General features: G+C 66.8%; 11 protein-coding genes. 5 read left to right on the top strand and 6 right to left on the bottom strand.

The annotated features are described in order from the left end of the window. Positions 1–43 precede the first annotated feature (43 nt). The gene (locus tag WDA27_06075; protein MFA5890502.1) at positions 44–325 is read left to right on the top strand and encodes a hypothetical protein; all 282 of its coding nucleotides are present in this window, start codon (positions 44–46) and stop codon (positions 323–325) included. Here the strand turns inward: WDA27_06075 and WDA27_06070 are convergent. The 3 genes from WDA27_06070 to WDA27_06060 all read right to left on the bottom strand — a co-directional run bounded on the left by WDA27_06070 (position 322) and on the right by WDA27_06060 (position 5,085). Then, complete coding sequence (locus WDA27_06070) at positions 322–1,887, bottom strand: thiamine pyrophosphate-binding protein (protein ID MFA5890501.1); 1,566 nt, start codon at positions 1,885–1,887, stop codon at positions 322–324. The two genes, WDA27_06075 and WDA27_06070, sit on opposite strands and share 4 nt — an antisense overlap. Then, entirely contained in the window at positions 1,871–2,851 is a 981-nt protein-coding gene (locus WDA27_06065; GenBank protein MFA5890500.1) for a 2-hydroxyacid dehydrogenase, read from the bottom strand. The genes WDA27_06070 and WDA27_06065 overlap by 17 nt, the downstream gene beginning before the upstream one ends. A gap of 68 nt (positions 2,852–2,919) precedes the next feature. After that, positions 2,920–5,085 (bottom strand): hypothetical protein, encoded by a 2,166-nt coding sequence (locus WDA27_06060; protein ID MFA5890499.1) that lies wholly within the window; start codon positions 5,083–5,085, stop codon positions 2,920–2,922. A gap of 140 nt (positions 5,086–5,225) precedes the next feature. On the opposite strand from WDA27_06060, the gene WDA27_06055 reads away from it, so the two are divergent. Further along, complete coding sequence (locus WDA27_06055; protein MFA5890498.1) at positions 5,226–5,999, top strand: SDR family NAD(P)-dependent oxidoreductase; 774 nt, start codon at positions 5,226–5,228, stop codon at positions 5,997–5,999. Here the strand turns inward: WDA27_06055 and WDA27_06050 are convergent, their stop codons facing one another. Both WDA27_06050 and WDA27_06045 read right to left on the bottom strand, forming a co-directional pair. Then, positions 6,000–6,794, bottom strand: coding sequence for an SDR family NAD(P)-dependent oxidoreductase (locus WDA27_06050; GenBank protein MFA5890497.1), 795 nt, complete (start codon positions 6,792–6,794; stop codon positions 6,000–6,002). Positions 6,795–6,804: 10 nt separating this feature from the next. After that, positions 6,805–9,321 (bottom strand): glycoside hydrolase family 31 protein, encoded by a 2,517-nt coding sequence (locus WDA27_06045; GenBank protein ID MFA5890496.1) that lies wholly within the window; start codon positions 9,319–9,321, stop codon positions 6,805–6,807. Positions 9,322–9,578: 257 nt separating this feature from the next. On the opposite strand from WDA27_06045, the gene WDA27_06040 reads away from it, so the two are divergent. Then, on the top strand, positions 9,579–11,399 hold the full coding sequence (locus tag WDA27_06040; GenBank protein ID MFA5890495.1) for a carboxypeptidase regulatory-like domain-containing protein: 1,821 nt from the start codon (positions 9,579–9,581) through the stop codon (positions 11,397–11,399). Here the strand turns inward: WDA27_06040 and WDA27_06035 are convergent. Next, the gene (locus tag WDA27_06035) at positions 11,396–12,106 is read right to left on the bottom strand and encodes a hypothetical protein (GenBank protein MFA5890494.1); all 711 of its coding nucleotides are present in this window, start codon (positions 12,104–12,106) and stop codon (positions 11,396–11,398) included. The genes WDA27_06040 and WDA27_06035 overlap by 4 nt on opposite strands. Positions 12,107–12,280: 174 nt before the next feature. Between WDA27_06035 and WDA27_06030 the strand changes: the two genes are divergently transcribed. Both WDA27_06030 and WDA27_06025 read left to right on the top strand, forming a co-directional pair. Next, the gene (locus WDA27_06030; protein MFA5890493.1) at positions 12,281–12,829 is read left to right on the top strand and encodes a hypothetical protein; all 549 of its coding nucleotides are present in this window, start codon (positions 12,281–12,283) and stop codon (positions 12,827–12,829) included. A gap of 11 nt (positions 12,830–12,840) precedes the next feature. Beyond that, positions 12,841–13,734, top strand: coding sequence for a hypothetical protein (locus tag WDA27_06025; protein ID MFA5890492.1), 894 nt, complete (start codon positions 12,841–12,843; stop codon positions 13,732–13,734). Positions 13,735–13,739: the final 5 nt, after the last annotated feature.

Below are 13,739 nucleotides of genomic sequence, written 5' to 3'. Positions count from 1 at the left end.
CTCGTCGCTTGCGGAGCGCGCGGCGGGCTGGCACGCTCACAGCATGAACAAGACATTCTTCGACGAGTTCGAGGCGCGCCGGCGGGAGTTCTCTGAGCGCGCCGGCTACTCGACTAATGCGCGCGTGGAACTTGTGCTGAACTCGGGTGGTACGTATGTCGTCGAGCAGGTCGTTGAGGCCTCGGACGGTTGGGTGCAACTCGATGTCCGCAACGCTGCCGAAGAGGCGGAACTGGTCGGGCTATCGCTTCCGTACTACCAGATTAATCAGGTGCTGTTCTTGAAGCCGAAGCAGGCCTCGCGGCAGGCAGGGTTCGCGCGCTAGGCGCCGTGGGCACCCTCCGGCGCGCGCACGCCGGCGTCGATGCGAACATTGACGACGCTCGGCATGGACGCGACGAGCGCGTTCGGGACCGCGATAGACAGTTGCTTTGGCGTTTCGGCGCGATCTCCGATTCCACCGGCGAATTCTGCCATCATTTCGAACGGAGACCGCGGCATGCCGGCGCGACCGGCACGTCCTTCGCTGCCTGCGACGACGACCGCGATGGGAGCGCCGTGGCGCGCCGCCGTTTCTAGGGCCATGGCTCCGGGCGTGAACGACGCGTCGCCGCAAAGCACGAGGAGTGCGCGGTCCGGACACGCGATCTTCATCCCGACGGCGATCGGAAGACCCATCCCGGCCGCTCCCGTCCGTGAGTCCATGTGAGCCTGAAGATCGCCGGGACCTGAGACCGGTACGGCGCCCATTGCCCAAGCGGCGAGCGGTCCTTCGTCGACGTACACGATGGCGCCGACCGGAAGGCTCGCGGTCACTTCAGCGACTACTGCGGCGGGGTGTAGCGGGAGCGAGATGGTCGATGCGGCGGCGCTGAAACGAGACGCTCCCGCGCGGGCACGATCGCGCAGGAGCGCGATCCACGCGTTCGTCGAGCAGGATTCAGCCACCCTGCCGAGTGCTTCCAGGGCCGCTCGCGGGTCGGCGCGAAGGAAGAGATCGGCTGCCGGACCGGCCTCGGAGTCGATTCGAACCAGGACGGCGTCGGGGGCCGTCGCGGCGAGCGGCGCGTCGCAGCGGGTTCCGACCGCCAGCACCACATCGGCCTCATGCACGGCTGCGCGCCCCGCCGGCGATTCGGCGATGCCGGCGCAGAGGGGATGTCCTCCGGGAAGGATCCCGCGCGCCTGACCGGCCGTAACAACTGGGATCCGAGAGGCTGTGGCGAAGTGTTCGAGCGCTGCAGTCGCGCCGGACCAGAAGCATCCACCGCCGGCCATTATCACCGGACGTTCGGCGCGCGCCAGCAGGGTCCACGCCTGGGCGATCTCCGCGCTGTCCGGTTCCGGGCGATTGACGATCGCCGGTTGCTCGGGGGCTGCGGAGGTTGTTGCGTCCTGCAAGCGCGCAGGGACCTCCAGCACGGCGACGCCGGGATGCGCGCGCGCGGCTGCGAACGCGCGAGCGGTGAGAATCCCCGCAGAATCCTGGTCGTCCAAGCGAGCCGCCCAGGCACCGCGCGGTCGCACGTCCGCCGAGAGCTCCAGCTCTTCGTGCTCGATGCCGGCCAGCACCACGATGGGAATCCCGGACGCGACTGCGTCCACGAGCGGGGCCGCTGCATCGGCGACGCCGGCGGGGGAGGATAACGCGACGATGCCCGGCGTCGCGGTCGCCAGCGCCCACCCTGTTGCCATCCACGCCGCGCTGCGCTGGTCGCGCGCGCCGACGAAGCGGATCCCGAGGTCGGCGCAGGAGGCCACCAGCGGGGCGTCGTGCTCGTCTCGCAGTCCGAACAGCGCTTGCGCTCCGTGGGCGCGCAGCGTTCGTGCGATGAGGTGCGCGACGGTAGTCAGCGTGCGGCTCCCGACGTCAATGTCCGCCCTCACCGACGATGTCGCGCAGATCCTCTCCGCTAACAAGGCGGTTGCAGTTGGCCGTCGCGGCGATCAGAATCCGCAACAGCGACTCGGCTGTAACACCGCCCATGTGCGGCGAGAGCGTCACGTTCGACAGGGACAGCAGCGGATCATCCGGGGATGGAGGCTCGGTTTCGAAGACGTCGAGTGCGGCCCCTCGGATGCGATTGGTGCGCAGGGCTTCGACGAACGAATCGTGATCGATGAGAGACCCGCGGGCGGTGTTCACGATGATCGCCTGCGGTTTCATCGATTCGAACTGGCGCGCGCCGATCATCCCCACGGTGTCGGGAGTTGCCGGAACGTGAAGCGTGATCACGTCGGACTCGGCGACGAGTTCGTCAAGGGAGCGGAATTCGACGCCGACTTCGCGCTCGACCTCTGCCGAAGCGCGCACAGGATCGAAGTAGACGATCTTCATGTCGAAACCGCGCGCGCGCTTGGCGACTTCGCGACCGATCCGGCCGAGGCCGACGATCCCGATGGTCTTGCCGGCAAGTTCGAACACACCTGCTTGCATGAGCGCCATATTGGCGAACTCGCCGCGGGCCATGGCGTTGTGGCCCTGGACCAAGCGCCGGCTCATCGCCCCTGCGGTCAGGATCGTCCACTCGGCTACCGTGTGTGCCTCAGCGCCGCTGGAGGCGACCGTTGCAACCGGAACCCCAGCCGCGCGCGCGTCCGCGACGTCAACGTGATCGAAGCCGTGGCCGGGAACTTGGATCAGCTTGAGATTCGGGCAGCGCTTGATCAGTGTCGCATCGACCGGAGACAGCGCGGCGATGATGCAGTCGGCTTCGGCGGCCACATCGTCGGGCACATCGTTTTGGTCACAGTACCCGGTGACGTCCCAGCCCTCACCCAGCAGGTGTCCGAAGAACGGGCCTGCCACGCTCGGATCGTGCCTTGGTTCGAGCAAGACGATTGCTTTCATCAATGACCTCCACCCGGCGTCGTCGAGCAGGATACCCGGCCGGCTCTTCAGCGTGACGCCGGGTCCGCCTAAGGGCAGTTCACCGGAAGCGCCGGACCCGGCCGGAGATCGCGCCCGCGCCCGTCGGGTCCATTGCTCCAGCAGGAATCATCGGCCCCGGCGGTCGCGCCGGTCGGGTCCGTGGTGTACGCGTCGGTCCCGTCGAGATCGACCAGCCACCCCGCGCCCGTCGCTCCCCAGCCTTGCACGTGCTGGGATGCCGTTCCCGGCGTCGTGGTCGTCCCTTCCGATGTCGTTTCGGAGGATTCGGCCGACGTCCGGCTTTCGTAGACATCGTTGCCGCCCGCGTCGGCGAGCACCCCCAGGCCGGTGAACGCATATCCCTGGGCTTCGGTCCCGGCCTCACCCACGGTGGCCTCGGTGAGTTCGTGGTTGGTTCCAGGGCTCGTCGCAATTGCGCGCGCGGTGGCGAGGCTGGTGGCGACGACGTCGTTTCGATCGTTGCCGCCGAGGTCTGCGAGCGTGCCGGCACCGACTCCTCCGGCTCCCTGGCCGATTGCGATCGCGCCGTTGCTGGTCGAGGAGGCTTCGGCGGTGTTGGGGCACTCGTAGTTGCTGGCGACTTCAGCGATTGCGCCGGCAGTGCTCTCGGCAGAAAGCGCGCGCGTATCGTTGCCTCCGGCGTCGATCAGGATTCCGGCGCCCAGGCCGGCGCCCCCTTGTCCCGTAGCGATGGTGCTTCCCGCGTACACTTCGACCACGACGGTCCAGCAGACGTTCGGGTCACTTGTCGTGAGGCCGAGGGTGGTGTTGCCCAGCGCGCGCGCCGTCATCGTGTCGTTCCCGCCGCCGTCGACCAGAACGCCGGCACCGATTAGTGCCGCGCCTTGCGCCGTGGTCGATGCGACGGCGCCGGATGCGATCGCTTTGTACGTGTCGTTTCCCGCGGAGTCGACCATGACTCCGACGCCGCCGGTGCCGCCGCCCTGTGCGGTCACCGAGGATGCCCCGATGACGTACTGCGCGAACTGGTCCGTCTCGGTGCGTTTGTGCAACGTTGACGTCGCCGAGACGTCGAACGCGTCGCTCGGTGTGGCAGGGGAGGGCTCCAGGTCGAGCAGGGCGCCGAGGCCGGCGACTCCGCCTCCTTGTGCGATCGCTTGAACGTTGCCTCCGGTGCTCGCCAGAGCCGTGGTGTACGTGTCCTCACCGCCGAAGTCCGCGAGGACGCCGGCACCGACGCTCCCGGCGCCTTGCGCGATAAGGGTTCGCGGTGCTGCGGCAGGCCCAGGCTCAGGGGTCGTCGCGGTGCCACTCGCGACGTAGACGTCGTCGCCGCCGAGATCGGCCAAGACGCCGACGCCGAGGATTCCGACGCCCTGTGCGGCGTCGACCTGCTGGGTGAGCCCCGTGACATCGCTTGTCACCGAGTGCGCGTAGCGGTCGTTCCCGGACACGTCGACGACGGCGCGCGCAGTCCCGCGCGCGACGGCCGTCTCGCCTTCGTAGACGTCGTCGCCGCCGAGGTCGACGATCAGAGTCGCGGTGATGCCGGCGGGATAGGTGTTGGGACCGGTGTCGCCGACGAGGATGGAGCAGTCGCCCGATTCGTACGCGACGTCTCCGGCGACTCCGCAGTGGCTCACGGTCGCCGAGATTCCGCCTCCGGCCGCGCGCCTCAGCGCGCCGGCCTGGTCTTCGACGGCTCGAAGCACAACGATCGCCGCCGTTGCGAGGGGGGCCGTATTGATGCGGGCGGCGGCTGCGCGCGCGCGCGATGCGAGTGCGCGGGCAACGGCGTTGGTCGGAATCGCAAGATCGCGCGCGTTCACTCTGATGCGAACGCGCGCGTCGGATTGCGGCGAAAGAGGGATCGCGTTCGACAAAAGGACGAGGTCGGCTGAGGACAGCGGGGCTAGAGCCTGCGTGCGCAGTGCGTCGGCTGACGTCAGGGCGCCCGACAGGACCCCGAGCGCTCCGGCGAGGCCGGCCGGTGATCCTGCCGGGCGCAACCCGACCAGTCGCGGCAGTGAACTTGTGCGAACGTCCGCCGCTCGGAGTGCCGACGCCAGGGCAGCCGACGGCCGTGATGCGTGTGCCGACGCGGCCAGCCTGCGAGCATCGGACGTCGCGCGGTATGCGGCATCGGCGTTGTGCGTGGCTCCGGCCGGTGAAGTGACGGCCGTCAGCAGCGCGGTGATGACGACGGCGGTGGTTGTGCGAGCACGATTCATAAGCCCTCCCTGTTCGCTCGGTTCTTCGACGGTGGGGGTGCTGTGTCCTGCCGTCCGCATTCAGGGATCGCTCGGCGTTGTGCGACACTGTGCCTCGCGCGAGCGGAATGCCGTCAACGCAGAGAACGAGGAGGTCGTCGATGCGCTGGAGCGGGAAAGTCGCGATCATCACGGGGGCATCGAGGGGCATCGGAGAGGATCTGGCGCGCGCGGCGGTCGCGCGCGGTGCGCGCGTTGGTTTGGTGGCGCGCGCGAAGGACGACCTCGAGCGCGTGCTCGCGTCTTGTGGCGGATCCGGCGCAATCGCGGTGGCCGACGTCGCAGATCGAGGGTCGGTCGAAGCGGCGATCGAGGCTTTGCGCCGCGAACTCGGCCCCGCCGACATCTTGGTCAACAACGCCGGGTACGCGACCTACGGCAGCATCGCGGATGACGCGGTCGAGAATCTCGAGGGCATGCTTCGCGTGAACTACCTCGGGACCTTGTACACGACCAAGGCCGTGCTGCCCGACATGATCGCGCGCGGCAGCGGACACGTGGTCAACGTTTGCTCGATGGCGGGGTTCATCGCGGTGCCTCGCGAAGGAGGGTACTGCGCGTCGAAGTTTGCCGTGACCGGATTCAGTGAGGCCCTTGCGGCCGAACTGGCTCCGTGCGGAATCCGCGTGTCGACGGTGAACCCGGGCCCGGTCGCGACAAGCTTCTTCGAAGCCCGCGGTCATCCTTACGTACGGAAGTTCCCCAAACCGGTGCCGCCGGCGCGGGTTACTCGGGCGGTCATCCGTGCCGTCGAGCGCGAGCAGGCGGAAGTCTTCGTTCCTGCGTGGTATCGCGCGGTCCTGTTGTTCAAGGCGCTCGCGCCGCCGTTGTATCGCGCGAGCGTCAGGGCCGACTACCGGAAAGCGCGCGGCTGATTACTGCGGCGGCGGCGGTTCGGAGAGCGCGAGCAAGTAGTCGAGCATCCCGTCGACGGCGCCCCCGTGCAGCGTCATGCCTCCGTCCACGACGATGTTCTGTCCGGTGATGAAGCGCGCGCGATCCGAGCACAGGAACGTCACGACGTCCGCGACATCTTCCGGGTCCCCGACACGCGCCATTGGTGTCTTGTGAACGATCCCCTCGACGACGTCGGGGAACTGCTCAAGGGGCGCCGTCAGGCCGGTGCGAATCCATCCGGGCGAGACGGCGTTGACGCGGATTGCCGGCCCGTTCTCGATTGCGGCGCTGCGTGTCAGCGCGATGACGCCGGCCTTCGATGCTGAGTACGGCGCTTCGCCGGCGGCCGGTCGCGTTCCGCTAACCGACGACATGTTCACGATGGCGCCACCGGACGGTCGCATAAGGGGAATGGCGGTGCGCATTCCGTAGAACACCGCAGACAGGTTGAGGCGTACGAGCCGGTCCCATTCTTCGAAGGGGTAGTCGTGCAGCGGCGACAGCATCCCAGCGCCGGCGTTGTTGAACATCACGTGCAGCCCGCCCATCGTGTAGGCCGCATCCTCGATTGCCGCAGCCAGCGCGCGCGGGTTGGTTACGTCTGCGGCGACGGAGAGCCCTCCGATCTCGTCGGCGACCGTCGAGGCGGCCTTAGCGTCGATGTCGAGCACGGTGACGCGCGCGCCCTCTTCGGCCATGCGCGCGCAGGTTGCGCGACCGATGCCGGAGCCGCCGCCGGTGACGATCGCATTGCGTCCGTTGAGAAGTCCCATGGGCGGAATATTACGCTGGGCCATTCGCGTCCGGCGCAGGAAGGGTGAGTCGAATCTGCGTCGTTCCGCTGTGAGGGGCGAGTTTCAACACGATTCCCCCGAACTCACCGTTGGTGTACGTCCAGCCGGTCTGCGCGCTTCTGAGCGCAGCGCCGCTTGGGGCGCCGGCAACGTCGACGTCGTCGATGACGACACGGTCTGGTTTCGCCACTCCGGCGATCAACACTTGCGCCTCGCGCGGTGCTCCTTCCAGCGTCACGAGGAGGTCGCGGCCGTCGCGCGCGCCTGAGATCACTCCCGCCTCGGTAGCCGATGATCGGGTCGGGGCGATGCCGGGAACCCATAGCCATCCGGCGCGACCTTCACGATGCAGGTCGGCCGGTCGCCAAGGTTCTGTCCATACATCCGGGTTGCGGAGGTTGAACGGGATCGCGGCGCCGCGGCGGATGAACAGTGGGAAGCGACTTGTGGGCTGAGGTTCGATCGACATTGATCCGCCGGGTGCTTCGATGCCTCCGTAGAGGTTCCACCACGAGGCGCCTTCCGGCAGGTACACGGCCGAGTGTGACCCACCGGCCGTTGTGTCCGACGCTTCGCCGGCGAGCGCGACCGGGGCCGCGAGGATGTCGGGCCCGACCATGAGTTGGAGGTCGTGTTGCCAGGCGAGTTCGTCGCCGGGGAAGTCGAAACCGAGCGGTCGCAGGATCGGCTCACCGGTCGCGGCCGCGCGGCGCGCGCGCTCGTAGAGGTAGGGGAACAACTCGTAATGAAGGGTCGCGAACTTGCGGAACAGGGCTACCGTCTGCGGTCCGTAGTTCCAGAACTCCGCGTGCCGTCCACCTCCGCCGATTTCGAATATCGGCGAGACGGCTCCGAGCTGCGCCCAGCGAATGAACAGCTCGGCGCTTGGAACCACTTTCGCGGTAGAGGCCGGGGTTGATCCCAGTGCGAGATCGGAGACGTGTCCGCTGTAGCCGCCGACGTCGGATCCCCAGATGGGGAATCCACTGGCACCGCTCGTTTGGGCCATGCGGATCGCCTGACGGAGGCCATCCTCCGATGAGATCTGATCCGCGGCCCAGATTCCGTAGGTTTCGCTCTGCGAGCCGGCGAAACCGGCTCGCAGCATCAGGGTGTAGTCGTCGCCTCGGAACTCACGAAGGACGTCGGCCACCGCGCGCGCGAACAGCACGGGGTAGGTGTTGTGGATGCTCGCGCCCGGTCCTGCCGCGAAGGTGGAATCCTCGAAGTCGGTTTCGTCGGCGCGATCCGCCTTCACGCCGTCGACGCCCAGCGCGAATACGGCGCGGAGCTTCTGCTTGTACCAATCCAGCGTCGCCGGATTCGTGAAGTCGATATCGCGGGGCGGAACGGGGACGAACGGCAGTTGGTCGAAGGGCGAAGGAACTTCGGTCTGGCTTCTTCCCTCGACGAAGGAGCCGTCGGGATATCCGACGTCATCGACGCAGCCTTGTTGGACGAACGGCGCGACCCACAGCATGAAGCGGACGCCGGCGGCGTGTACCGCGTCGATCATGGCTGCGAAATCGTCGAACTTCGCGTCCGGGATGAGGGATCCGACGCACCCGTTGCGCTCCCAGGGATTGTCGAGGAGGACCGAGGTGATGGGGATTCCTTCAGATTGCAGGCGAGTCACGTCGTCCAGCACTTCCGCCGAACTCGAGACCGCATCGCGCCATTTCATGAGGCCGAACTCGGCGGGCGGAGGCAGCAGAGGGCGCCCGGTCGCGGCGGTGTAGGAGTCGAGCATCGCCGCGGGTGTGCCGGCGTATACCTCGTAGGACAGCGAAGACGCCTTGACGCACGCTTGAGTTCGGTCCGGCAGAAGAGACGCGATTGGGCACGGATCGGGTTCGTTGTGGCACGGCGGAATCACCGGAGCGTCGGCGGCGCCCGCAAACGCCAGGCGGCCCGGATTCGTCGTGTCGAGACGGATGCCGTATCCGGCCGAGGAGAAGAAGAACGGGACCGGGACTCCGCTTTGGTTGCATGTGCCGGCGAAGTAGCTCGGCGTGAAGCCGACCTTCAGCGGGACTACCTTGCCGCGCAGGTCGACGAAGTTCGCGCGCGCGCCCGACCCCAAGAAGTGCTCGCTGGGCCCGGACGTGAGCGCCTCGAAGACGGCAGTTACGTCATCGGACGGCGAAAGGCTCCACGCGACGCTGAGGCCGCGAGATGTCGGCGTGAGTCGCACCGAGGCAGTGCGTCCGGGCTCATCGGTGGCAACGGCGTACTCGGTGGTCGCTCCGTCGGAGGAAGTGCCGACGAGGTTGGTAAGCGAGTGCATCGAGCCGTCGCCCAGCCGGTAGCTCATCCGCGTTCCCGGCCCGGCATCCCCCGGAGCCTGCGCGGTGACTGGGTCTCCGCCCGGAGCGAGATACGTCAGGCGAAAAGGCGAGGCTGTGAATTCCCAGCCGACGGTCGTTTGCGCGCGCGCCGGCGCGAGCCCGGATGTCATCGCCATCAGCAAGGCCAGTGCAGCCGCGCGCGCGCGTTGTTTCGCCATTGTGTCCTCCTGCCGGGTCTTGCGACGCCGGACCATGCGGCGACGTCGGGACAGTGTTCTCCCTTGGACGCCTCCGTCCCTGCTGCGAGCGAGCGTCAGGCGGAAACGGAGACGACCGCTCGTGGCAAAGCGGCTGCGGGCGAGGAACGGAGTCGGTAAGGAAACAGCGAACTTCTGGGCAGGGATACGCGTCGTATCGGACGAAACCATGCAGAATGGGCGGCGGATCGAACGCCGGACGACGGGAGGCGATGGGAATGAGGGCGACTCGCGCGTGGATTGCGGTGACGCTCGTTGCGATGGCTTTGTCGGTGACGGCTCCTGCGTCCGCGGTCGGCAGAGGTGTTGTGAGCGGGGTTGTAACCGATGCGGACGGGGTTCCGCTGGCCGAGGTCTGCGTCGAAGCGTACGCCGAGGAGTACGAGTACCTCGTCGACGGATCCACCGACGAGTCGGGGACATATTCACTGAATGTTCCTGCCGGGACGTACAGGATCCATTTTCACGACTGCGGCTGGCCCGTTCGCTTCCTGGCCGAGTGGTTTGACGATAAGCCGGACTTCGAGTCGGCGGACGCGGTAGAGGTTTCCGAAGGCGAAGAGGTTGCAGGCGTGAATGCGATCGTGTCCACGGTGGGCATGATCAGCGGCACGGTCACCGACGGCATTGAGGACCCGATCGAGGGCATCTGCGTCACCGCCGTCGACGCGAGCGGAGAGTGGTTCGGTGCGACGGAGACTCAAAGCGACGGGACCTATGCCGTCGGGGGGCTCCCCCCCGGCGCGTACGGGATCCACTTCCACAACTGTGGTGGGTCCGGTCGATTCCTGGAGGAGTGGTACGACGACAAGCCGGACTTCGAGTCCGCCGACCTGGTGGAGGTCTCCGAGGGAGACAAGGTTGCCGACGTCAATGCGGTTCTGGCTGAGGGGGGCACGATCAGCGGTACGGTCACCGACACGCGCGGCGATCCGATCGAGGGGGTCTGCGTCGAGGTCGTGGACGATGACGGAAGCTGGACGGCATGGGCGTCAACGGCCGAGGACGGAAGCTACTCGGCGGGTGGCCTTCAGTCGGGGCAGTTCAAGGTTCATTTCTCTGACTGCTTCGCCCGCGTCCTACCCCCCCAGGAAGGAAGCGATTACAGCCCCGACGTTGTGGTGCCCGGTCGCGGGGTGGGGGAGCACATCCCCGAGTGGTACGACGATAAGCCGGATGTGGATCAGGCCGATCCGGTACGGGTGACGCAGGGTGAAGAGGTGCCTGGGATCGATGCGGTCTTGACCATTGCCGGGATGATCCGCGGGACCGTGACCGATCCGCAGGGATGGCCGGCTGAGTCGGTTTGCGTCGAGGCGCACGACGCGCGCACCGGAGCGTGGGGTGGCTCGGGGTATACGTGGGACGAGGGCGCTTACACGATCTACGGACTCGCCCCCGGGATCTACAAGGTCAAGTTCTCAGACTGCGGCGGAAAGCGTCGCTATCGCACCGAGTGGTTCGACGATCAAAGAACCGAGGCAACCGCACACGATGTGGTCGTGCGGGAGGCCGCCGACGTGGGAGGCGTTGATGCCGAACTGGAGTTCTTGCCTGTGCCCGATCCGGCCATCACCGGGTTGACGGTGCAAAGCGTTCCGGTGCAGACCGACCTGGGTCCGCTGGTTCCGCTGGGAACGCAGCGAACCGTCGGAGTGGCCGTGTCCAACCTCGGGACGAAGGCTACTTTGGCGCGTCTGGTCGTCTGGGCGACGACGCCGTCGGACGGAGCGACTCAGATGATCGGCTTCGCGAAGGTGGCGGTGACCCCAGGTGAGTCGGTGCGGCGCTCGTTCGATTGGAACGCCACCGGGACGGTGGGGGATGCCACCGTGCATGCGCGCCTGTGTTCGCCTGCGGACGTGAACCTGTCGAACAACCATCGGTCGGCGGCCGCGTATTCCGTCGCCGGTGGGACCGGCATGGGGTTCCGAATGGGGCAGCCGGACCGGATCGAGGGATGCGGCGATGCAGGGCCGGTCCCGTACCCTTCGCCGAAGCCGCCTCCCGAGCCGCAGGCGGAGCCGACGCCGCTCTAGGGGGTCGTAAGTCCGGCGGCGGTAGTTCGCGCCGCCGGTGCGTCCGCGAGGGTGAGTCTGCCGGCTCGCCCTCCGCCGTTGCCGGCAGTGCGACGGCGACGGCGACGACGTTCGGCCTTTTCGATGCGCGCGCGCAGTCGTTCGACCTCGCGCGCAAGTTCGTCGACGGATTCACTCAGACCGGCGCGCGCGGCCCTGGACAGCGCGCGGTCGTCGGCGGAGTTCGTCAGGCGTGCGATCGAGCGCAGCGCGGACTCGACTGGTCGGCGCATACGCAGGTCGACGGCGAGCGGCTGCGCGTTCGCGGTGCGTGCCTCGACCGTCAGGCGGTCGACGCTCCATGACCCGCGCTGCGCGCGCTCCAGCCAGATCAGGCGGTCGGGGAGCGCAGCGACGACTTGGAAGTGAGACAGCGACAACTGGGGGAAAAGCGCTCGCGCTTCGCCGTCGTAGGCGGCCGCAACCCAGCGCAGGCGCCTCACTGTCCCCAGGGACTCACCGATCTCCTCAGCGAAGCGCTTGAGTGTGCCTGCGCGGTAGCGGCGCTCGACCAGCATCGCGAGTTCGCCGATCCGCCAGTGCCCGCCGTCGGCGGCCGCGCGCGCGACGCGGCCCTCCGACACGATGCGGTGCCAGTCCGGAGACCGGACCGCAGTTCCCTCACCCGAAACTTGTTGAAAGACCTCATCGATGGGAACTGGTCTCATGGCTCCCCCGTTGAATCCGAACACTGTTTGTGTTGCGTGGTACTTAACACTTCCAGCGTCCGATTTGTCAAGACCTCGCGACCCATTGACAAGCGCGCGCGCGCGCGCCCTATTTTCGGTGTTGTTTCGTTTTGTCCGGTGTGTTAAACCGGACCTGTCCAAGGGGGATGGACCATGCGCACTTCGTACCGAGCCCTGGTCGTGTCGGCGCTGATCGCCGGTTCCACTCTCGTGGTGCCGGCAGCCGCCAACGCTATGGATTCACGTTGCTGGCCCTACGTAGATGCCGCGGGAGTCGCCAAGGTAGGGGTCCTTTCGGACGCTCAGTACTACACCGTAGGCGTTTGCGTTGATGTCGGACAGACTGCCTATGTAGTCAAGGTGGACATTGACCAAAGCACGGCAGGGGTCATGGCCGAGGAGTGGGCATGTACCCCGGGTTGCACCTACATCGGCAATACCGGCGTCATCGTCATTTCGTCGGGCCTGAAGCTCGACGTCAAGGTCCTGGTCGGGGGAAATTCCACCTTCCAAGAGCCGGTCGGCCTGGAGCCGGGCGGGCAGTTGACCGTCACTCTGCCCACAACCTGCGTCTACGTCGGCGGCACGTGCGTTCCGGTCGTGGACCCAAGCAAGCCGATGCTCGTGGATACCGGCTACGACCTGGTCGTGGGGCCGCTGCGTCAGCCGATGTGTGTCTCCAGACCGTCTCCCTGCGGATGATCTGAGGCGTTATGCAAAAGGCGACGGCGGCGAAGAAAGTCATCGTTGTGCTCGCCGCCGTCGCCTGTTTCGCAGCCGTGGTTCCCGCACATGCCGGGAGCTGCCCGGGCCCCAGGACCTGCCGCAACTACGAGCTGTCCTACACGGGGGACACGAATCTTCCCTTCCATTGGCCGATCGGATCATCCGGGCTGATCAACGTTCCGTACCGCATCTGGCCCTACGGATCGCCTTTCATCACGCCTGAGAACGCGATCTCAGCCATCCGCGGGGCCGCCGCCACATGGGAGTTGTGGAACCCGCACGTGCACTTCGACTACCGCGGGATCGCAAGTCGACCTCCGGTGTCCTGGGGCGAACTCGCAGGCTCCGTCGTCGGTGCCGAAAACGAGAATGTCGTCGGGTTCTCGCCTGGGACGGTTGCCGGCGCAACGACCAGTCTCGGGGCGGATTCATCAGGCCACATCACAGGTTTCGAGATCGTGATCATGCCGGGCCCTTGGCAGGACGCGCCCTGTCAACAGAAGGACAACTCCTGCACGCCCGAGCCCAAGTGGTATCCGCCCTATCCGCTGAACCTCACGGGAATCCACGAGGCAGAAGGCGGGATTCAGGACCTTAGGTCTGTCGTGTTCCACGAGTTCGGACACACGCTTGGCCTGAATGACCTCTTCTACCAGATCAACTGCATGATGACGATGCGTGGCGGGATCTCCGCGGATGCCAGTGGAGAGTATTACGAAGAGTGTCCTGAAGGGTTCAGGCACGTGATGACTCCGGCTCTCGGCGATGTGCTCGGTTTGAAGGCGCTGTACCCGTGGACGTGCCCTAAGCCCGACCGCAAAGGCCGCTACCCGTCCCGATACAAGTTCCTTTGCCCCAAGATTCGCATCTTCTACCCGTAGTCCGG

This window comes from Actinomycetota bacterium, assembly GCA_041658565.1.
In the GTDB taxonomy this organism is placed as follows: Bacteria; Actinomycetota; AC-67; order AC-67; family AC-67; genus JBAZZY01.
Note: the sequence above shows the minus strand (reverse complement) of the source record. Positions and strands in the feature narration are given on the sequence as shown.

Excerpts from the sequence above, each read along its gene's own strand:
- WDA27_06050 (MFA5890497.1), bottom strand. The coding sequence starts at position 6,794 with ATGGGACTTCTCAACGGACGCAATGCGATCGTCACCGGCGGCGGCTCC.
- WDA27_06060 (MFA5890499.1), bottom strand. The coding sequence starts at position 5,085 with ATGAATCGTGCTCGCACAACCACCGCCGTCGTCATCACCGCGCTGCTG.
- WDA27_06075 (MFA5890502.1), top strand. The coding sequence starts at position 44 with ATGAACAAGACATTCTTCGACGAGTTCGAGGCGCGCCGGCGGGAGTTC.
- WDA27_06065 (MFA5890500.1), bottom strand. The coding sequence starts at position 2,851 with ATGAAAGCAATCGTCTTGCTCGAACCAAGGCACGATCCGAGCGTGGCA.
- WDA27_06040 (MFA5890495.1), top strand. The coding sequence starts at position 9,579 with ATGAGGGCGACTCGCGCGTGGATTGCGGTGACGCTCGTTGCGATGGCT.
- WDA27_06025 (MFA5890492.1), top strand. The coding sequence starts at position 12,841 with ATGCAAAAGGCGACGGCGGCGAAGAAAGTCATCGTTGTGCTCGCCGCC.
- WDA27_06045 (MFA5890496.1), bottom strand. The coding sequence starts at position 9,321 with ATGGCGAAACAACGCGCGCGCGCGGCTGCACTGGCCTTGCTGATGGCG.
- WDA27_06030 (MFA5890493.1), top strand. The coding sequence starts at position 12,281 with ATGCGCACTTCGTACCGAGCCCTGGTCGTGTCGGCGCTGATCGCCGGT.
- WDA27_06055 (MFA5890498.1), top strand. The coding sequence starts at position 5,226 with ATGCGCTGGAGCGGGAAAGTCGCGATCATCACGGGGGCATCGAGGGGC.
- WDA27_06035 (MFA5890494.1), bottom strand. The coding sequence starts at position 12,106 with ATGAGACCAGTTCCCATCGATGAGGTCTTTCAACAAGTTTCGGGTGAG.